This is a genomic window from Acidovorax sp. NPDC077693 (assembly GCF_044542805.1).
GTDB lineage: Bacteria > Pseudomonadota > Gammaproteobacteria > Burkholderiales > Burkholderiaceae_C > Acidovorax.
Genome location: NZ_JBITVD010000007.1, coordinates 106,005 through 126,837, shown reverse-complemented (window position 1 = coordinate 126,837; position 20,833 = coordinate 106,005). Strand labels below are relative to the sequence as shown.

Sequence of the window (20,833 nt, the reverse complement as noted above, 5' to 3'; positions counted from 1 at the left end):
TTTGACGCGTCCACACGTACCTGGGAGATACGCTGTATTTGCATTTTTCAAGCCAAATGTTAACGTTAACAAAATCATTCGATACTAAGGTTAACCCTTAGTCATGGGATCTCTTTGGTTATGCTGCGAAGCCTCCCAAAAAATGCTTTGCTATATTTTTAATAGCTTAAAACGCTTGACCATCAAGCGGTAGCAGCCATGTTTATTCAAACTCGCAAACATTCAGGCAGCGGAAATCACTCTGGGGGACGCTTCTGGACGCTGACCCTCACAGCGGCAGCTACGCCGGCCAATGCCACACTGAGTCGCGCCAGGCTCACCGCCGACCCCGTCCACGAGGCAATTCCACACTGCTTGTCGATAGACTCCGACCATGCAAGCCCCCTCCACTCCCGCCACAGCATCCCCCGCACCGCGCGACCGCCCTGCGGTCACGCTGCGGGAGGTGGCCGAGCGCGCGGGCGTGTCGATGATCACCGTCTCGCGCGCCATCAACACACCGCACCAGGTGTCGGAGGCGACGCGGGTGCGCGTGCAGGAGGCCGTCTTCAACATGGGCTACGTGCCCAACCTGGTGGCCGGGGGGTTGCGCTCGGCGCGCAGCCATGTGGTCACCGCGCTGGTTCCTACCCTGACCGGTCCGCTGTTTGGCGAGATGGTGCAGTCGCTCACCGATGCGCTGGAACTGCGAGGGTTCCAGGTGATGGTGGGTCAGATCGGCTATGCACACTCGCGTGAGGACGAACTGCTGCGCGCCATCGTCGGCCGGCGCCCCGACGGCATCGTGGTCACGGGCGTCATGCACTCGCCCGAAGGGCGCCGCATGCTGATGGCATCGGGCATCCCCATTGTGGAGACCTGGGACTTCACCGACACCCCCATCGACATGCTGGTGGGCCTGCGGCACGAAGCCCTGGGTGCGGCCGTGTGCGAGCACCTGTTCGCCAAGGGCCGGCGGCGCCTGGCGCTGCTCAGCGGTGGTGACGAACGCGCCGCCCGCCGCGCCCGCGGCTTCCAGGCCGCGGCCCTGCGCCTGGGCCTGCGCGAGCCGGCGGTGCGGCTGGGCAAATCCCCCACCACGCACGCCGACGGCCGTGACGGCCTGGCCGCACTGCTGGCCGATGCGCCGGACATCGACGCGGTGTTCTGCAGCTCCGACATGCTGGCACTGGGCGTGTTGACGGAGGCACGCGTGCGCGGCATTGCCGTGCCCGGGCCGCTGGCGGTGGTGGGGTTTGGCGATATCGACTTCGCGCAGACGGTGAGCCCCAGCCTGACCACCGTGCGCATCGACGGCACGCGCATGGGGCAGATGGCGGCTCAGTGGATCGCCGACCGGGCCGACGGCAAGTCCGTGGCGGAGCCGGTGGTGGACATCGGCTTTTCCATCGTGGAGCGGGAAAGCGCATAGCCGCACCCGCCCAGGCGCCACATGCAATTTGTGGTGTATTGTATTGACATCATGCGCAGCACCGCCAGCTCTCCGCCGGACCTCGACCAGTTCCTCGACCAGTTGGCCCACAAGGCCCAACCCGGCGAGCGCCTTCCCACCATCCGCGAGCTGATGAAGCGCTTTGGCGCATCGCAGATGCTGGTGCAGCGCGCTTTCCAGGGACTCAAGGACCGGGGCCTGATCGACTCGCAGGTAGGGCGTGGCACCTACTTTCGGGGCACCGGCGCACACCGTGCCGCAGCAGCGCCGGCTGACGGCGAGCGCCCCCGGACGCCTGCGGTCGGCACCGCCCTCCCCGCCGTGAAATCGGTGCTGCTGCTGCGCCGCTCCATCAGCATTGCGCGCGGCCGGGTACTGGTGGAAGGGCTGCAGCGCCGCCTGGCGGCCGAAGGACACCGGGTGCTGGAGCTGTCGTACAACGACCCGGACCACGCACTCACCGTGCTCAAGGGCCTGCCGCGCTTCGATGCCTGCGTGGTGCAGTCCACCTTCAAGGCCATTCCCATTGCCCTGCTGGCCGCGCTGCGCGACAAGTGCGAGGTGCTGGCCGTTGACGGCGCAGCCCTGGTGGGTGCCGACGTCGAGGCCGTCGGCACTGAATGGGGCGAACCGCTGGCCGCCGCCATCGAACAGCTGGTGCAGCAAGGGCACCGGCGCATCGCCTATGCCACGACGGCCCACCCCTATCTGGCCACGCAGCTCGGGCGGCGCCGCTTTGCCAGCCTGCAGCACACCCTGCCCGGCGTGGAGCTGATCGAGATCACTCTGGACCAGCTCCCACACGAGGACTACGCCACACGGCTGGTGCAGCAGTTGCAGGCCAGCGCCGGTGGCAGCGTCGCCCTGCCCTTCACCGCGCTGGTGGCCTGGGGCATCGAGGACGGTGCCCTGTTTCAGCGCCTGCTGACCCATTCCGGCATCGCCGTGCCCGCGCAGCTGAGCGTAGTGCTGCTGGGCCGCACCGACCTGGCCAACGAGCATGCCGATTTCTTCGACGTGGTGGGCTGCAGCGTGGCCGATCAGGTGGAGGCCCTGCACGGCGCCATTACCGCGCGCTGGACGGATGCCGACAGGCCCTACGGCATCCACCTCACGCCTGTGGTGCGTCGCGTGGGCACATCGGTGGCGGCTTTAGCCTGACAACCTGTTCACGAGCTGCCTGAGGTCTCTCATCGGCGAACTGGCTCCAAGCAGCCGGGTGCCACACGCGCCACCGTCTGCACCGTGAGCGCCGCCGACTCGCCCACATAGGTCTTTGCATCCAGCGCCCGCAGCAGGTCGGCCGGCAGGGCACCGCCGTCAAACGGTGGCAGCGCACGGATCGCCTCCACGAAGGACACGCCCTCGGACTGCGCGCGCTGCGCTGCCGCGTAGAGCAGGCGGTGCGCTTCATGCCGGCCCATGCGCTGGGTCAGCCGCATCATCACGGCTTCGGATGCGATCAGGCCCTGCGTCAGCCCCAAATTGCGCGCCATCGCCTCTTCGTCCACGACCAGGCCGCGGGCCAGGCGCGCCAGCGTTTCCGTGACCGAGGCGGCGATGATGGCGATCTCGGGCAGCAGGGCATCTGCCACGTTGGTGGCCGATGAATCGCCCTCGTCCATGCGCACCATCGTGTCCTGCGCGGCCTGCACGCGGGTGCGCAGCATGCGTGCCAGGCTCACCAGCAGCAGCGCGGTGGAGGGGTTGCGCTTTTGCGCCATGGTGGAGCTGCCCACCTTGCCCAGGTGGAACGCCTCGGCCACCTCGCCGATCTCGGTGCGCTGCAAAAAGACGACATCCTGCGCGATCTTCTGGGCCGTGCCAGCGAGCAAGCCCAGCGCAGCCAGGTAATCACCTGCCCGGTCGAAGGACGACCGCAGCGGCAGCGGCGCTGCCAGCAGCCCCAGTTGCGCCGCCAGCCGTGCCTGGACCGCCGGCCCCAGCGGCCCGGTGGCGGCAAAGGTGCCGATGGCGCCGCCCATGCTGGCCGGGAAGCATGTGGCCAGCCGCTCGGCCAGGCGCTGGCGGCTGCGGTCGAGCTCGTCCACCCAGCCCGCGAGCTTGAAGCCCAGCGTCATGGGCAGCGCATGCTGGCCATGCGTGCGCCCTGCCATGGGCGTGGCCTGGTGCGCCAGGGCCAGCGTGGCCAGCGCATCGATGGCGCCATCCAGGTGCCCCGCCAGCAGCGCGTGCGTGCGCTGCATCTGCAGCGCGCTGGCGGTGTCGAAGATGTTCTGCGTGGTGGCACCCCAGTGGATGTAGCCGGCTGCCGGCTCGCCGCACAACTGCTCGAAGCGGTGCAGCACCGGGACCAGTGGGTGCTGGGCAAAAGCGATGGCCTCTGCGAGCTGCGGCAGGTCGAACAGCTCGGCACGGGCGTTCGCGGCAATCACGGGCGCCGCCTCGGACGGGATCACGCCCAGCTCGGCCTGCGCACGGGCCAGCGCGGCCTCCACGTCCAGCCAGGCTTGCAGCGTAGCGCCATCGCTCCAAAAGGCCTTGGCCTCGGCACTGAACCAGTGGCCCGTGATGAAGGATTCGAACATTCCGACCGCCATGTGTGCTCCGTTCATACAACCTAGGGTATGTCCCTGGATTGCACTTGTATTGTATTGATTTGATTAGAAAAATCTGAATAGATTCAGCATCGAATAGCACCAGGCACGCCTTCGATTGAGTTGCATTGTATTGCATTACAAAAAATCAATACATACAATTTGACTGTCAGCTACAAACCCCATCCCATCGGAGACAAGTCCATGACAAGGTATTCCCCGGCAGGTGCCCCCGCCTGCTCCACCTCTCTCGCGCTGTTACTGGCCTTCGCCGGCCTTGGTGCCTGCGGTGCAGCGCAGGCGCAGTCCTCGCTCACCATCTACGGGATCGTCGACCAGGGCCTGGCCCGCGCCAACGGCGGCACCACGCCGGGCGCGCTGCTGCCCGGCCGCGGCGTGACGCCCCTGGTGTGGACGCTCAAGGCCGGCAACACCTCGCGCCTGGGCTTTGCGGCGCGCGAGGACCTGGGTGGCGGCCTGTACTCGCGCTTTCAGCTGGAGCACCGCTTTGCCGCCGACACCGGCGCGCCCAGCAACCCCAATGTGTTCTGGCTGGGCCGCTCGGTGGTGGCCGTGGGCAGCAAGGATTGGGGCGAGGTGTATGCGGGCCGCGAATACTCGGCCGCCTACACCGTGGCGCTGAACGCCGACCCCACCTACTGGAGCTATGTGAGCCAGCTCGGCTCCGCCTACACCTATGCCAACTACACGCCGGTGGCCGCCACGGTGGAGGCCTCCAACATCCGTTGGGCCAACACGGTCGGCTACAAGTCGCCCACCATTGCGGGCGTCAGCGCAGAGGTTGCCGCAGCACTGGGAGAGGGCACACGCAGCAACGCCACCTCGGGCAACCTGCAGTACAAGAACGGCCCGGTGTGGCTGGGCGCCGCATTTGACCGGCTCGACGCCAGCACCCACTTGGCACTGGTGGCGGGCGGATACGATTTCGGCGTGGTGCAGGCCAAGGCCAGCGTCAGCCGCGCCAAGGGCGGCCTCAACGGCGATGCCACTGCCTACAGCGTCTCGGCCCTGGTGCCGCTGAGCTTCGGCCGCACCTATGTGATGTACGGGAAGCTCAACCCAGCGACGAACCTCGATTCGCAGATGATCGGCGTGGGCCTGCAGTACGACCTGAGCAAGCGCACTTTGCTCTACACCAACCTGGGTACCGCCCAGCGCGACGGGCTCACACGCACCACGGCGATCGATTTCGGCGTGAAGCACACGTTCTGAACAGGAGGCATGCCATGCAACGCAGAGAACTCCTGAATCAAGCTGCCGCCATCGCGGCAGGCGCACTGGCCCCCAGCCTTGCAGTCCATGCCCAGGGCGACAGCAAACCCATCTCGCTCATCGTGGGTTACTCGGCCGGCGGCAGCGCCGACCTGGTGGCGCGCGTCGTGGGCACAGAGCTGGGCAAACGCCTGTCACGCACCGTCATCGTCGAGAACGCGGCCGGCGCCAGCGGCATGCTGGCCGCTCAACGCGTGCTCAACGGGCCCACCGACGGCAGCCTGCTCTACATGGGCGGCACCGACACGGTCGTGGTGCCCATGGTCAACGCCAAGGTCAAGCTCGACTGGGAGAACGACCTGGTGCCCGTGGGCCGCATGAGCACCGTGCCCATGATCTTCGCCGTGCCCAAGGCGGCCCCTTACGCCAGCCTGGCCGACCTGGTGGCGGCACTGCGCAAAGGCGGCAAGGACAGCATCAACTTCGCCACGCCGGGCATCGGCACCATGCAGCACCTGTACGGCGCGCTCATCAACAAGCAGGCCAAGGTCGCCATGCTGCACGTGCCCTACCGCGGCGGCACGCACATCACCAACGACCTGGTGGGCGGCCAGGTGGACAGCGCCATGCTGGTGCTCTCCACCGCGATGCCATTCCTCAAGGACGGCAAGATCAAGGCCCTGTCGGTCTCCGACACCGTGCGCGTACCCCAGCTTCCCGACGTCAAGCGCATCGGTGAGGAAGACGGCTTCGCCGGTATGGCTTTGCCGCTGTGGCAGGGGTTGTTCCTCAAGGCTGGCACACCCGCCACCACCGTGGCCGCGTACGACAAGGCCCTGAAGGAGACGCTGGCCCAGCCCGAGCTGCGCCAGAAGCTGCTGGACGCAGGCATCACCGTGGCACCCATGGGTGGGTCCGAGTTCAAGGCCTTCATCAAGCCCCAGGCTGCGCTGTACCGCGACATCGTGACCAACTCCAAAATCACGATGGAGTGACGGCAGACAGCAAGGCCGCCGACTGTTTGCGCAAGGCACCGCACCCTCCTGGTGGCGCTGGCGGTGCCTCCTTCGCCATGGCGGGTGGGACGACGGGGCGGACTCAGTTGCGCACCGCGCCCGCCAGTTTTTTCACCACCGGCGCCATAGGCTCTTGTATATCGGTCACTGCGCTTGGCGCAGCCGAATGCGGTGACAAGGCCTGGTGCGTGTCGTCGAAGCGGCACGCTGATGCTGCAGGCACAACGCCCGGTCACATTATCCGTCCAACACCGAGCGGCCGTCGGTTTTGGCGCGCAGCGCCTCAGGCTTTGTAGATCAGCGCCGCGGCCCGCGCTTCCATCGCCAGCCCCTGACCCACGGGCCCCAGGCGTTCGGCGGTCTTGGCTTTCACATTCACCTGGCCCGGCTCGATGGCCAGCGCCTTGGCAATGCATTCGCGCATGCCGGGAATGTGCGCAGCCAGGCGCGGGGCCTGGGCCACCACGGTGCTGTCCACATTGCCGATGGTGTAGCCCGCAGCGCGCACGCGGCGCGCGGCTTCCGCCAGCAGCACGGCAGAGTCTGCCCCGCGGAACTGCGCGTCGGTGTCCGGGAAATGGGTGCCGATGTCACCCAGGCCCGCCGCGCCCAGAATGGCGTCGGTGATCGCATGCAGCAACACGTCGGCATCCGAATGGCCCAGCAGACCCATGGTGTGGGGGATGGTCACCCCGCCGATCACCAGCGCGCGGCCTGGCACCAGCGCATGCACGTCCCAACCTTCTCCAATCCTGAAATTCATGTGTGCCTTTTGTTAGCGACTTACCCAGCTCTTATGGCGTCGTTGCCCCGCCGTGCCGTACGGGTGTATTGCGTGCGGCGAAGCGCCTGGCCAGAACCGTTGGGCTTGGCTGGGTGAGCCGCGCTGTTCCGCTGCGTTGATAAATCCGTGTCTCGCACCAGCGAATTCGCGGGCGATGTGCTTCAAAAAATAGTCTTGCGCCCCGTCTCGGTGGCGCCCTGCCCGCGCTCGCCGCCAAAGCGCGCCAGCGTGGTGCCGTGGCCGCGCTGGGCCAGCACGGCTTCGGCCAGTGCAAAGTCGTCGGGGTAGGTCACCTTGAAGTTCTGCGCGCCGCCAGGCACCAGGCGCGGGTGCAGGCCCATCGCCTCCATTGCGCTGGCTTCGTCGGTCACGTTCGTTCCCACCTTCGCCAGGGCATCCTGCAGCGGGCCGATGCGGAACATCTGTGGCGTCTGCGCCAGCCACTTGTTGCTGCGGTCTACCGTGGAGGACACGCGCACGCCGCCCGGGCCATCGGTCGATGTCTTGAGCGTGTCCGCCAGCTGGTGCGCCAGCAGGCCGCCCACGCTGTCGTGCGCGCACACGTCGATGAGCCGGTCGATCTGCTCGGCGGTGACCAGGCAGCGCGCTGCATCGTGCACCAGCACCCAGTCGTCGCGCTGGGCGCCCCGCGCCTCCAGCGCTGCCAGCCCGCCCTGCACCGTGGCGGCGCGGGTGGGACCGCCGCAGTCGACGACAAAGAACGAGGGATGCGCGTGGGCCTGCAGAAAATGATCCCCAGGCGCCACGGCGACCAAGGTGCCGGCCAGGCGGCCCACACCCGCAAATGCCGCCAGCGTGTGCATGACCATCGGGTAGCCCGCCACCAGGTGGTACTGCTTGGGCAGGGGTGGCGGCGCGGCTGGCTCGCCCGCCGCGGCAGCCAGCGCGCCGAAGGCCGACACGGTGGAGCCCGCCGGCGCGGCAGGCGGTGCTGCCACCGCCCGCGACCCGGTGCCCGCGCAGGGCACCAGCGCCCAGAACCGCCCCGGCGCCACTGGAGGGGCGTGGGACGTGGCGAGCGAGGATTGCAGCAGCGGATCGATGGTCATGAGGGGGCCATTTTAGGAGGGGCGGGATGGTGCACCGTCCACTGCGTCCTGGGCGCTGCCGCAGGCGGCGGCGGGCAAGCGCGTGCGCGGGCCCGGCAGAGTTCATGCGCAGGTCCTAGAATGCTCCGTTGCCCCCGAAACAGCCCGTGCGCTTTCTGCGCCCAACGGGTGCGGCGGGCCCACCGACGACACGTACCGTCCGCATGGAACTGCCCAAACTCTCCCCCGGAAAACGCTTCACCCTGCCCCGCCCCGTGGGCAGCGCCGATTCGCTGCTGCTGGCCCGCCTGGCCGAACGTGACAAGGCCGCCGGCCGCACCACCGCCATCGTCACGGCCGACGCCACCGATGCGCAGCGCCTCATCGAGGAAATGGCGTTCTTCGCGCCCGGGCTGCGCTGCGCGCTGTTCCCGGACTGGGAGACGCTGCCCTACGATACGTTCTCGCCCCACCAGGATCTGATCAGCGAGCGGCTGGCCACCCTGTGGCGCATCAGCCAAAAGGACAAGGACACCGGCGCCGACGTGGTGCTGGTGCCCGCCACTACGGCGCTGTACCGCTTGGCGCCGCCGTCCTTCTTGGCGGGCTACACCTTCCACTTCAAGGTCAAGCAAAAGCTCGACGAGGCCAAGTTCAAGGCCCAGCTCACGCTGGCGGGCTACAGCCACGTGTCGCAGGTGGTCAGCCCCGGCGAATACGCGGTGCGCGGCGGGCTGATCGACCTGTTCCCCATGGGCTCGCTGGTGCCGTACCGGGTGGACCTGTTCGACGACGAAATCGACAGCATCCGCACGTTCGACCCCGACAGCCAGCGCAGCCTGTACCCCGTGCCCGAGGTGCGCCTGCTGCCCGGCCGCGAATTCCCCATGGACGACGAGGCACGCGCCAAGTTCAGGAGCCGCTGGCGCGAGATGCTCGAGGGCGACCCGACCAAGAGCCGCATCTACAAGGACATGGGCGCGGGCGTGGCCACGGCCGGCATCGAGTATTACCTGCCGCTGTTCTTCGATGACACAGCGACGGTGTTCGACTACCTCGGGTCAGAGGCCACCGTCGTGCTGCACGGCGACCTGGAGCCCGCCTTCCAGCGCTTTTGGCAAGACACGAAAGACCGCTTTCGCCTGGTGCAGGGCGACCCCGAGCGTCCGGTGCTGCCGCCCGAGGAGCTGTTCCTCTCGGCCGACCAGTTCTACACGCGCGCCAAGGAGCATGCCCAGCTGTCCATCCGCCCTGGCGTGGAGGACATTGCCGACAACCCGCACTTTCAGAAGCTGGGCGACCTGTCGGTAGTGCGTGGTGCCGAAGACCCGCTATCCCGGCTGCACGCCCACATCCGCAACACGCAGCACCGCGTGCTGCTGCTGGCCGAAAGCGCGGGCCGGCGCGAGAGCCTGCTCGACTTTCTGCGCGCCAGCGGCGTGAACCCGCCGGCCTTCGACTCGCTGGCCGAGTTCCAGGGCACGGCCGACGAAAAGGTGGGCATCGCCACCGCCGGCCTCACGGTGGGCTTCAGCTGGATCGAGGACGGCATCGACTTCGTCACCGAGACCGAGCTGTTTGCCGCCGGCCCCACCACGCGCCGGCGCAAGAAGCAGGAGCAGGTGAGCGACGTCGAGGCCTTGATCAAGGACCTGGCCGAGCTGAACGTCGGCGACCCCGTGGTGCACAGCGCCCACGGCATCGGCCGCTACCGCGGCCTGGTCAACATGGACGTGGGCAACAAGAACCCCGACGGCACGCCCGCCATGCAGGAGTTCCTGCACCTCGAATACGCCGACAAGGCCGTGCTCTATGTGCCCGTGAGCCAGCTGCAGCTGATCAGCCGCTACACCGGCGTGAGCGCCGACGAAGCGCCGCTGCACAAGCTCGGTAGCGGCCAGTGGGAAAAGGCCAAGCGCAAGGCCGCCGAGCAGGTGCGCGACAGCGCGGCCGAGCTGCTCAACATCTATGCCCGCCGCGCGGCGCGCGAGGGCCACGCCTTCCGCTACAGCCCGCAGGACTACGAGACCTTTGCCAACGACTTCGGCTTCGAAGAAACCGCCGACCAGAACGCCGCCATCCACGCGGTGATCCAGGACATGATCAGCCCCCGCCCCATGGACCGCCTGGTCTGCGGCGATGTGGGCTTCGGCAAGACCGAGGTGGCCCTGCGCGCGGCCTTCGTGGCCGTCACCGGCGGCAAGCAAGTGGCTTTTCTTGCGCCCACCACGCTGCTGGCCGAGCAGCACTACCAGACCCTGGTGGACCGCTTCAGCAAGTGGCCGGTGAAGGTGGCCGAGGTGTCGCGCTTTCGTTCGGGCAAGGAGATCACTGCCGCCATCAAGGGCATCGGCGACGGCACGGTGGACATCGTGGTCGGCACGCACAAGCTATTGAGCGAATCCACCAAATTCCACAACCTGGGTCTGCTCATCATCGACGAGGAACACCGTTTCGGCGTGCGCCACAAGGAGCAGATGAAGGCCCTGCGCGCCGAGGTGGACGTGCTGACGCTGACGGCCACGCCCATCCCGCGCACGCTGGGCATGGCGCTCGAAGGCCTGCGCGACCTGTCGGTCATCGCCACCGCGCCGCAGCGGCGCCTGGCGATCAAGACCTTCGTGCGCAACGAGGGCACGGGTGTGATCCGCGAGGCGGTGCTGCGCGAATTGAAGCGGGGCGGGCAGGTGTACTTCCTGCACAACGAGGTGGAGACCATCGAGAACCGCCGCCAGAAGCTCGAAGAGATACTGCCTGAAGCCCGTATCGCCGTGGCCCATGGCCAGATGCCGGAGCGCGAACTGGAGCGCGTGATGCGCGACTTCGTGGCCCAGCGCTACAACATCCTCTTGTGCTCGACCATCATCGAGACCGGCATCGACGTGCCCACGGCCAACACCATCATCATGAGCCGCGCCGACAAGTTCGGCCTGGCGCAGTTGCACCAGCTGCGCGGCCGCGTGGGCCGCAGCCACCACCAAGCGTACGCCTACCTCATGGTGCCCGACACCGAGGGCCTGACCAAGCACGCCGCGCAGCGCCTGGATGCCATCCAGCAGATGGAGGAACTGGGCAGCGGCTTCTACCTGGCCATGCACGACCTGGAGATCCGCGGCGCCGGCGAGGTGCTGGGCGAGAACCAGAGCGGCAACATGCTGGAGGTGGGCTTCCAGCTGTACAACGAGATGCTCAACGAAGCCGTCAAGGCACTCAAGGCCGGCAAGGAGCCGGACCTGCTCAGCCCGCTGAGCGTCACCACCGACATCAACCTGCACGCCCCCGCCCTGCTGCCCGACGACTATTGCGGCGACGTGCACCTGCGCCTGTCGTTCTACAAGAAGCTGGCCACCGCCAAGACGCCCGACCAGATCGACGGCCTGCTCGAAGAGATCGTGGACCGCTTCGGCAAACTGCCGCCGCAGGCCCAGACCCTCATCGACGTGCACCGCCTGCGCGTGCTGAGCCAGCCCTACGGCGTGGTGAAGGTCGATGCCGCCCCGGGCGTGATCAACATCACCTTCAAACCCCAGCCGCCCATCGACCCGATGCGCATCATCGAGCTCATCCAGAAGAACAAGCACATCAAGCTGGCGGGCAACGAGAAGCTGCGCATCGAGCGTGAGTTGAAGGACCCGAAGGACCGCGCGCAGATGGTGCGGGATATCTTGCGCTCGCTGGGGCAGCCGGTGGCGGTGCCGGCTTGACGGGTTGCAGACTCTCCTCGCGCTGCGGGCAGTGGTGAATCCATGTTGACCGACACCGCGCGCAGGGCGTGGTCCGCCGCGTGGGCGCTGCTGCTGGTGCTGTGGGTGGTTGCAGCCTGGAGCGCGCAAAGCGGGTTCTCGTCCAGCGGCCCGATGAACATTCATTGGTCGCCCGGGTTTTTGGTGGTCATCAGCATCCCGGTCAGCGTGCTGGCCCCCTGGGCTGCCCTCAAGCTCGGAGCCCGGTTGCATCGAGCGGCCGCATCTATGGTGGTGGCGCTCACGTGCTGGTGGCAGTTCTGGCTACCCGCCACGATGAGGGACATCGGCTATTCAGTCCGCTATGACATCCCCGACCCGTACATCTGGCCAGGCACGCCAGGCTCCGCCGCGCTGGCTCTGAGCGTGGCACTGTGGCTTTTCGCTCCGCTGGCTCAATGGACCGGGCGGCGGTGTTTGGTGAGCGGGGCGGTGGGTGCGGCGTGCACCGCTGCGGCAGTGCTGGCACTGGACGGGGCGGATTGGTCGTATGTCCCGTGGCCGGCAGCTCTGGGTGGCTTCGCGGGGATCATCGTGCTGGTGGCGGCACGGCACCGCGTGTGGCCTGCATACCCGATGCTGCGGTGGCTGAGCCTGTGGTGTACCGGAATGCTGGGGCTGATCGTGTTCTGGTTTGTCACCGAGGCTGTGGCTGGGTGGGTCCCGCATTCAGTGAATGGGTGGTTTACAAGATGGCTGTACTCCTGAGACAAGGCCCGGTCTCTGCAGCAGTGTTTCGGTCAACCACGCCCGGTGGGTACCGTTGGGCAGATAGACCCAAAAAGGCCGCTACCGCTGACCGTCCCGGGCCGAGTTGCTCAAACCTTCTTCCAGATGCCACTGCATGAAAAAGGTCAGGGCCAGGCCCAGAACGATGCCCGAGCCCCCCATCACCGCCGAAAAACGCGCCCGAACACTTCGAAACGGCGAAACCCGGTTCAAAAACCTGTTGATCATGGCGCCCCTCCAGGAGAACCATTGTGAGTCGCGATCGCCAAATCGCTAAGCGTTTTGTTACACGCGCGACGTGCGCCCGAAAGACTTGACGCAAGTCAAGGAAAAATCCCGCCACCGTCCGCACACTCGCCGCCTGGCACGACCAGGCCGCGATGCGCGGAGTTCCACGTCAGGACGACGTCAGAGGCTGGCCGTAGGATGCGCGCTTTTTGGAGCCTGGATGGCGCCGCGCACAGCGCCGCAGCAGGCAGTACGCAGATTGCACTTGCCGGTGCCTACAACGAAACCCAGAATGGGCAGTGCATGAACACGAGCATCCTCATCGTTGATGACAATTCCGCCATGATCCAGGTAATGGCGGGCATGCTCAAAGGGGTTGCCCAACTGCGGTTTGCCACGCGTGGCCGCGACGCGATGGAACAGATGGCACGCAGCATTCCCGACCTGGTGCTGCTGGACGCCGAGATGCCCGGCATGAGCGGCTATGAGGTCTGCGCGGCCATGAAGGGGGATGCCCGGCTGGCGAATGTGCCCGTGATTTTCGTGACCGGCCACGGTGAGACGGAGTCCGAGGTCCGGGGCCTGGAGGCCGGTGCCGTCGACTTCATTACCAAGCCCGTGAACGCGGCCTTGCTGCTGGCGCGCGTACGCACGCAGTTGCGCATCAAGAGCCTGACCGACGAACTGCGCAACCTGGCCACGACCGACGGGTTGACCGGCGTGAGCAACCGCCGCCATTTCGATGAACTGCTGCTGCGGGAATGGCAGCGGTGCGCGCGCAGTGCCGCGTCCCTGTCGCTCCTGATGGTGGACGTGGACCACTTCAAGCGCTTTAACGACCACTATGGACACCCTGCGGGTGACAGTTGCTTGAAGGCCCTTGTGAAAGTCCTGCTGTCCGCGGGCCAGCGACCCGGGGATCTGGTCGGCCGCCTGGGCGGTGAAGAGTTCGCCATCATGCTGCCCGAAACGGATGCGGCGGGTGCGCAGGAGGTGGCAGAGCGCACCGTACAGGCGGTGCGCATGCTGGCACTGCCGCACGCAGCATCCCTTCATGCAGACCATGTGACGGTGAGCGTGGGCGTGGCGACACGCTCGGCGCACGCACAGTCCCAGGCCGAGCCCGTGGATGACGAAGACCTGAGGGGGCTGGTGGGCCGCGCCGACAAAGCGCTCTACGCCGCCAAGAACGACGGGAGAGACTGCTGGCGCGCGTGGCGCCCAGGGTACTGAACCGATGGCTGCCGACCCGCGCCAGTCCAGCCAGAATGCCACCAACGTGGCGAGGATGTCGATCCTCGTGGCGTTGGTGGTGATGTGCATCACCCTGGTTGCAGCCGTGGTGGCCTACGACCAGCAGGTGCAGCAAAACCGGGAGGCCCTGGACAAGCGCTTCGACGGGCTCAAAGGCCGGGTCATGGAAGAGATCGCCGTGCGCATGCGGCAGTATGAGTACGGCCTGCGCGGCACCCGGGGGGCCGTGGCGGCGGCGGGCGACGACCTCGACCACAAGGCCTTCATGCGCTACAGCCAGAGCCGGGACTTCGCGCGCGAGTTCCCGGGGGCCCGCGGCTTCGGGTACATCCACAGGGTCGCCAGACAGGACGAGGCCGCCTTCGTGCGCAAGGTGCGGGCAGAAGACTGGATCGATTTCAGCGTGCACCAGTTCGAGCAGCATGCTGGCGATCTCTACGTCATCCAGTACATCGAACCCCTGGAACGCAACAATCCGGTGGTGGGGCTGGACATCGCTTCAGAGCCCTTGCGCCTGGCCACCGCTGTGACGGCCATGCGCTCCGGACAGGCCACGTTGAGCGGCCCCATCACGCTGCTGCAGGACGCGGGCACACCCTCCCGAGGCCTGCTGCTCATGCTGCCGGTCTACCGGTTTGGTGCCGCAACGGACACCACCGAAAGCCGTGAGCAGGCCCTGCGGGGTTGGGTGTACGCGCCGCTGCAGATGGACGAGGTGCTGCGCGGGCTCGATGTGGAGTCGGGGCATTTCATGCTGCGCATCCGCGACCGCCTGGCACCCGAGGGCCAGTGGCTGTACAGCAGCCATGCCGAGATGCCGGCCGAGCCAGGCATTGGAAGGCTGACCGCCCTGCCCCTGTTCGGCCGCGAGTGGGAGGTCGACATGCGGCCCACTCCCGCATTCGTTGCATCGCTCAACCTCGCACCGCCGCAACGCGAAGCGGTCATGGTCGTGCTATTGGGCCTGGCCGCGACGGCGCTGGCCATCGCCGTGCTGCACCTGGTGCACCGCTCGCGCAGCCAGTTGCTGGAACAGGCCAGGCGCGCGGCCATCGTGCAGGGGTCCGACGATGCCATCATCGTGCAGACCTTGCAGGGCATCATCACCGACTGGAACGACGGGGCCAGACGGCTCTTCGGGTACGAGCCTGACGAGGTGCTGGGCCACACCGCGCAGGAGCTGCTGGTACCCGCAGGGCGCGAGGGCGAAGACGAGTCCATGCTGGCCATGGTGGCCAAGGGGCAGCGGGTCAAGGCGTACGAGACATCGCGGCGCCATCGAGACGGCACGCTGATCGATGTCTCGGTCTCCGCCAGCCCCATCGAGGACAGCCATGGCCGCATCGTGGGCCTGGCCAAGACCTTGCGCGACGTGCGTGAAGTGCGGGCTGCAGCACTGCGGGTCATTGAACTGAACGCCACCCTGGAAGACCAGGTGCGCGAGCGCACCAGCGACCTGGAATCCGCAAGGCACGCCCTGCAAACCGTGCTGGACGCCATGCCATCCCAGATCGGCTACTGGGGCCCGGACCAGCGCAACCGGGTGGCCAACCGGGCGTATGGCGAGTGGTTCGACATGGACCCCGCCCTGGTGCCGGGCATGCACCTGCGCGAGCTGATCGGCGAGAGCATGTACGAGATGTCTGCGCCCCACGTCCAGGCGGCGCTGCGGGGCGAGGCCCGCATGTTCGAGCAGACGCGTCGCGGCAACGAAGGCGAACGCCAGCGGCACTCTCTCGTGCACTATCTGCCGGACATTGCCGAGGGCCAGGTCAAGGGCTTCTACGCCTTCGTGCACGACGTGACGGAACTCACCGAGAGCCGCCTGCAGCTCGCCGCCGTCCAGCGGGACAATGCGGCGCTGCTGGAAACCCTCAACAAGCACACCATCGTGTCTGTCGCCGACCGCTGGGGCCGCATTGTGGATGTGAACGATGCGTTTTGCCGCATTTCCGGGTTCGAGCGGGACGAGCTCATGGGGCGCAACCACCGCATCGTCAACTCCGGTACGCACGCGGCATCCTTCTGGGTCGACATGTGGCGCACCATCAGCGCGGGCCACAGTTGGCGGGCAGAGGTGTGCAACCGCTCGAAAAGCGGCGCTCTGTACTGGGTGGACAGCGTCGTGGCGCCGTTTCTGGATGCCCAGGGCCGGGTCGAAAAATACGTGTCCATCCGCACCGACATCACGGACCGCAAGCGCACCGAGATGCAGTTGCAAAGCACCCTCACGCTGCTGCGCACCGTCCTGGAGGCGTCCACACAGGTCGCGATTGTGGCCACCGATGCGCAGGGCGTGGTGACGGTGTTCAATCGCGGAGCCGAACTGCTGCTGGGGGAGCCAGCGCAGCAGATCATCGGACACCGCAATGCCTCGGATTTCGTCGAGAACGGCGATCAGGCCTCGGACCCAGGACCTGCGCCGATGCGGCAAGACCCCATGGACAGCATTGCTCCCGAAGTGAGAATGGCCCTGATCCACACCGCCAGCCAAGACCCCTTGCGCCAGTGGCGCCTGGCGCGGGCCGACGGAGGCCGGGTGCCGGTATCGCTGGCGGTGACGCGCATGGCCGATGCGACGGGCTCGTTCGTCGGGTATCTGGGCATCGCCCATGATGTGAGTACGCGCCTGGAGCAAGAGAAATCTCTGCGCATTGCCATGCAACAGGCGCGGGAGGCGAGCGACGCCAAGAGCCGCTTTCTGGCGAACATGAGCCACGAGATCCGCACCCCGATGAACGCGGTGATCGGACTGTCCTACCTGCTGGCACGCACCGCGCTCGACGGCGAGCAGCAACGCATGCTGCAGCAGGTGCAGGTGGCAGGCAAAGCCCTGCTGGCCGTCATCAACGACGTGCTCGATCTGTCCAAGATCGAAGCGGGCGAAGTGACGCTGGAGACGCTTGCGCTGGACGTGGGCCAGGTGGTGCGCGATGTGTCCGCATTGATCGAGCCCCAGGCCCAAGCCAAGGGCATTGCCTATGTGGTGGATGGCGCAGGGCCGCCCGACATCGCGCTGGAGGGCGACAGCACACGCCTGCGCCAGGTCTTGATCAACCTGTTGAGCAATGCGGTGAAGTTCACCGACCAGGGTGAAGTGCGGCTCGAGGTGCGCTTTCAAGAACTGACTGCCGACACGGTGGAAGTCCGCTTTGTGGTGAGCGATACCGGCATCGGGATCTCCGAGGAATCCAGGCAGCGGCTGTTCGCGCCTTTTGTGCAGGCGGACACGTCCACCACACGCCGGTTCGGCGGCACCGGCCTGGGCCTGTCCATCGTCAAGCAGTTGGTAGAGCTCATGGACGGGCACATCGAACTGCACAGCCAGATCGGCCAGGGCAGCCAATTCATGGTGGCGCTGCCGCTGCACCGCGCGGCAGGCAGCCAGTCCGCAACGGCACCGGACGCCCCTGTGCCTGAGGGGCAAGGACTGCGCGGCATGTCACTGCTGGTCGTGGACGACAACGAGGTGAACCAGGAGGTGGCTGCCCGCATCCTGACCAGCGAGGGTGCCCAGGTGTCTGTCGCCCGGCATGGGCAGGCGGCGCTCGACCTGCTGGCACAGCATCCGGACCGCTTCGATGCAGTGCTGATGGATGTGCACATGCCGGTGCTCGACGGCCTTGATGCCACCCGCCGGATCAGGACCTCCCTGGGCCTGCTGCAACTGCCGGTCATCGGACTGACGGCCGGAGTCTCGTCGGCCGAGCGCGAAGAGGCCCTGGTCGCGGGCATGAACGCGATTGTGGGCAAGCCGTTCGATCCGCCCATGCTGGTGAGGACCATTCGCCGCCATCTGCCGGGCCACGATGATCTGGCCGTCCAGCACGCACTGCCACCTGCCGCTGAGCCCCCCGCCGACTGGCCGCGGGTGGAGGGAGTGTCCGCGCAGCTGTCCTTTTCTCGGCTTCAAGGCTCCAGCGAGCTTCTGTGGCAAATGCTGCAACGCATTTCCGCCACGCTGGACAACCTCGCCGGGGCGCTGAACACAGCCATGCCGGAGTCCGCCACCGACGCCCGTCTAGCGGCTTCCCGGAATGCGGCCGCAGTGCTGCACGACCTCAAGGGCATGTCCGGAACGGTAGGTGCCGAGCAGATGCATGCCTTGGCCTCGCAAGCGCAAGCGTCGGCGCGCCGTGGCGACACCACAGGCATTGCTGTGCTGACGGCGCAGATGCAGGACATGGCCCGTCAGTGGGCGCTGGACCCCACGATCAGCGTGCAGCGAGATTCCACAGCTGCGCACGGCCACGCGGCGGCGCTGTCGCCTGGCACCTGGGAGCAGATCATGCACCTGCAGCATCTCCTGGCCACCCAGGATCTCGACGCTCTTGACTGGACGCGCAAGCTCGAACCCGTGCTCACCGCGCAACTGGGAACGGCGTCGCTGGCCAGCCTGCAACGCCACATGGCCGACCTCGATTTCGCCAGTGCCAGCGCCTTGCTGGCTCGCGTGGCGCCACCATCCGCAGAACCGCAGCGGGGGCTTGAGCTGTCGGCCAAATGACCCACAGCCGGCCGCACCGACATCACCCCTGCATGCTGATCGAGCCCTCTCGGCGGGACCGAGCGCTCAAAGCACTGTGAGCGCGCCCCTGGAAAGCGCTGAATGCTATAAAAACAGAAGCAACTGAAGCGTGAACAGGTCGGCGACCGACGCAATGCCAGCCTCTGGTGCAGGAATTGCTTGGGAAGAAAACCCGCGGCAAGCCCGCAAGCAGCAAAGGCTTACCTGCCCAGCAGCGGCTTCACCTACTTCCCTACCGCCTCTTTGGTTCATCTTCTGGGAGTTGTTCATGCAATTTCGGCGTCTCATTCCGGCCCTGGCCTGCACCTTCCTTGCGGCCCTGTGCACCACCGCACCTGCCATCGCGCAGGGCGCCTACCCCGACCGCCCGGTCAAGGTCATCGTGGCCCTGCCCGCCGGCGGCAGCGCCGACATGATCGCGCGCGTGGTCACGCAGAAGATGGCGGCCGAGCTGGGCCAGCCATTCGTGGTGGACAACAAGGCCGGGGCATCCGGCCAGATCGGCACGCCGCTGGTCTCGCGCGCCGCGCCCGACGGCTACACGCTGATGGTCTCGCCCGCGTCCTTCCTCACCACCAACAAGAGCATCTTCAAGACCCTGCCCTACGACCCCGAGGCGGACTTCGTCCCCATCACCAAGTTCGTGAATCAGCCCATGGTGCTGGTGGTCAAGGACAAGCAGAAATTCCCCACCGTCGCCGCGGTGATCGCTGCGGCCAAGGCGGCGCCCGGCAAGCTCACCTACGCCTCGTCCGGCGACGGCAGCCCGCAGCACCTGGCGGGGCTGATGTTCACCACCCGCACCGGCACCGACCTGCTGCACGTGCCCTACAAGGGCGGCGCCCCGGCCATCAACGACGCCCTGGCGGGCACGGTGGACATGTTGTTTGCAGTGCTGCCCGAGGCCTTGCCGCACATCCAGTCCGGCAAGCTGCATGCACTGGGCCTGATGGCCGCGCAGCGCACCGGCACGCTGCCGCAGACCCCCACCATGGCCGAGGCGGGCGCGCCCGAGATGAACCTCTCGGCCTGGGTCGGCCTGCTGGCCCCGGCCAAAACGCCCCAGCCCGTCATCGACCGCCTGCAGCGCGCTGCGCATGCGGCCCTGGCCGACCCCGACACCCGTGCCAAGCTGGCCGCCAGCGGCATGGAAGTGGCGCCGGGCAGCAGCCAGCAGCTCAAGGACGCGATCTCGCACGAGATCAAGGTCCATGCAGATCTGGTGAAGGCGGCTGGGCTGGTGCCACAGTGAGCGATATTGCTGGTCGGTGGCACCACCGCGTGATCGTGATCGAAGGCACCGCTGCACGCCACGCGCCCACAGGCTGCCCCGCCCAGTGCCAACGTCCGGGCCTTTGACGCAGACCACTCAGCAGCCTTCAGCCCACCATTTCAGCGGCCACCGAAGGCTTCCGACAGAAATTCCGCCGTGGCCCGCACCCGGGCCGTGCGCTGCAGGTCGGGGTGCATGACCTGCCAGACCTCGTGGTCGCTGGCGCGGCGGCGCTGCGGCCATACCCGCACCAAGCCTTCGCGTTCTCCCAGGTGCACGGGCATCTCGCCCAGGCCGATGCCCGCCGCCACCGCCTTGCGCAGCAGCAGGCTGGAATTGACGGCCATGGCAATCCTGGCCTGGCGGGCTGGCACCTCCACCACCGTGGGAAACGGGCTCTGGTCCAGGTACGGGCGGTAGGCCACCAGCAGGTGGGCGCGCAGCTCGTCATCGGGCACGGGCTCGCCGAAGCGCGCCAGGTATGCGGCGCTGGCAAACAGGCCCACCGGCCAGGCGGCGACCCGGCGCACCACCAGGTCCGGCGACTCAGGGCGGACGTTGCGAAACGCGATGTCGGCCTGCCGTCGCGTCAGGCTGAGCACCTGGGTCGAAATCTCCAGGTCCACGCGGATGGTGGGCCAGCGCTGCTGCAGCCGCTCCACCGCCGGCAGCAGGAATTCGATGGCGATCGAATCGGAACTGGTGACGCGCACCAGCCCGCCGGGGTTGTCGTCCTGGCCTTCGATCTTGGTGCGCAGGTCGAGCGCCGCGCTTTCCATGCGCCGCGCTGCGGCCAAAGCGGTCTCGCCCGCGGCCGTCAGCAGGTAGCCGTCTTTGGCACGCAAGAACAGCTTGGCGCCCAACTCGGCCTCCAGCGCGTTCAGTCGCCGCCCCACGGTGGCCTGGTCGATGCCCAGGCCGCGGGCCGCGGCGCGCAACGAGGGTGCGCGGGTCAGCGCCAGAAAGATGCGGGTGTCATCCCAGTTCATGGTGGTTTTGGTGATGC

Annotated in this window: 14 protein-coding genes; 9 read left to right on the top strand and 5 right to left on the bottom strand. The window is 67.1% G+C overall.

Annotation, left to right across the window (positions count from 1 at the left end; all coding sequences use genetic code 11):
• Positions 1-373 precede the first annotated feature (373 nt).
• Positions 374-1,411, top strand: coding sequence for a LacI family DNA-binding transcriptional regulator (locus ACIGHN_RS11465; RefSeq protein WP_396504456.1), 1,038 nt, complete (start codon positions 374-376; stop codon positions 1,409-1,411).
• Between the two features lie 51 nt (positions 1,412-1,462).
• Positions 1,463-2,593: a GntR family transcriptional regulator gene (locus ACIGHN_RS11460; protein WP_396504455.1), complete on the top strand. Its 1,131-nt coding sequence runs from the start codon at positions 1,463-1,465 to the stop codon at positions 2,591-2,593.
• Between the two features lie 29 nt (positions 2,594-2,622).
• On the opposite strand, the gene ACIGHN_RS11455 is transcribed toward ACIGHN_RS11460, so the two are convergent.
• Positions 2,623-3,993, bottom strand: a complete 1,371-nt coding sequence (locus ACIGHN_RS11455) for an adenylosuccinate lyase family protein (RefSeq protein ID WP_396504454.1) — start codon at positions 3,991-3,993, stop codon at positions 2,623-2,625.
• A 201-nt stretch (positions 3,994-4,194) separates the two neighbouring features.
• Between ACIGHN_RS11455 and ACIGHN_RS11450 the strand changes: the two genes are divergently transcribed.
• Together ACIGHN_RS11450 and ACIGHN_RS11445 are read left to right on the top strand one after the other, a co-directional pair.
• On the top strand, positions 4,195-5,223 hold the full coding sequence (locus ACIGHN_RS11450; protein ID WP_396504453.1) for a porin: 1,029 nt from the start codon (positions 4,195-4,197) through the stop codon (positions 5,221-5,223).
• Between the two features lie 14 nt (positions 5,224-5,237).
• Complete coding sequence (locus tag ACIGHN_RS11445; RefSeq protein WP_396504452.1) at positions 5,238-6,218, top strand: Bug family tripartite tricarboxylate transporter substrate binding protein; 981 nt, start codon at positions 5,238-5,240, stop codon at positions 6,216-6,218.
• Positions 6,219-6,522: 304 nt separating this feature from the next.
• Here the strand turns inward: ACIGHN_RS11445 and ispF are convergent, their stop codons facing one another.
• Both ispF and ACIGHN_RS11435 read right to left on the bottom strand, forming a co-directional pair.
• Positions 6,523-7,002, bottom strand: coding sequence for a 2-C-methyl-D-erythritol 2,4-cyclodiphosphate synthase (gene ispF, locus ACIGHN_RS11440; RefSeq protein WP_056418421.1), 480 nt, complete (start codon positions 7,000-7,002; stop codon positions 6,523-6,525).
• 182 nt (positions 7,003-7,184) lie between these two features.
• Entirely contained in the window at positions 7,185-8,093 is a 909-nt protein-coding gene (locus ACIGHN_RS11435) for a 2-C-methyl-D-erythritol 4-phosphate cytidylyltransferase (protein WP_396504451.1), read from the bottom strand.
• Positions 8,094-8,296: 203 nt separating this feature from the next.
• On the opposite strand from ACIGHN_RS11435, the gene mfd reads away from it, so the two are divergent.
• Positions 8,297-11,776: a transcription-repair coupling factor gene (mfd, locus tag ACIGHN_RS11430; protein WP_396504450.1), complete on the top strand. Its 3,480-nt coding sequence runs from the start codon at positions 8,297-8,299 to the stop codon at positions 11,774-11,776.
• A 42-nt stretch (positions 11,777-11,818) separates the two neighbouring features.
• The gene (locus ACIGHN_RS11425; RefSeq protein WP_396504449.1) at positions 11,819-12,523 is read left to right on the top strand and encodes a hypothetical protein; all 705 of its coding nucleotides are present in this window, start codon (positions 11,819-11,821) and stop codon (positions 12,521-12,523) included.
• An 81-nt stretch (positions 12,524-12,604) separates the two neighbouring features.
• On the opposite strand, the gene ACIGHN_RS11420 is transcribed toward ACIGHN_RS11425, so the two are convergent.
• Positions 12,605-12,772, bottom strand: a complete 168-nt coding sequence (locus tag ACIGHN_RS11420; RefSeq protein ID WP_396504448.1) for a hypothetical protein — start codon at positions 12,770-12,772, stop codon at positions 12,605-12,607.
• A gap of 303 nt (positions 12,773-13,075) precedes the next feature.
• Between ACIGHN_RS11420 and ACIGHN_RS11415 the strand changes: the two genes are divergently transcribed.
• The 3 genes from ACIGHN_RS11415 to ACIGHN_RS11405 all read left to right on the top strand — a co-directional run bounded on the left by ACIGHN_RS11415 (position 13,076) and on the right by ACIGHN_RS11405 (position 19,806).
• Complete coding sequence (locus tag ACIGHN_RS11415; RefSeq protein WP_396504447.1) at positions 13,076-14,005, top strand: diguanylate cyclase domain-containing protein; 930 nt, start codon at positions 13,076-13,078, stop codon at positions 14,003-14,005.
• Between the two features lie 4 nt (positions 14,006-14,009).
• On the top strand, positions 14,010-18,533 hold the full coding sequence (locus tag ACIGHN_RS11410) for a PAS domain S-box protein (protein ID WP_396504446.1): 4,524 nt from the start codon (positions 14,010-14,012) through the stop codon (positions 18,531-18,533).
• 289 nt (positions 18,534-18,822) lie between these two features.
• Entirely contained in the window at positions 18,823-19,806 is a 984-nt protein-coding gene (locus ACIGHN_RS11405; RefSeq protein ID WP_396504445.1) for a Bug family tripartite tricarboxylate transporter substrate binding protein, read from the top strand.
• Positions 19,807-19,946: 140 nt separating this feature from the next.
• Here the strand turns inward: ACIGHN_RS11405 and ACIGHN_RS11400 are convergent, their stop codons facing one another.
• On the bottom strand, positions 19,947-20,816 hold the full coding sequence (locus ACIGHN_RS11400; RefSeq protein WP_396504444.1) for a LysR family transcriptional regulator: 870 nt from the start codon (positions 20,814-20,816) through the stop codon (positions 19,947-19,949).
• Between the last annotated feature and the right edge of the window lie 17 nt (positions 20,817-20,833).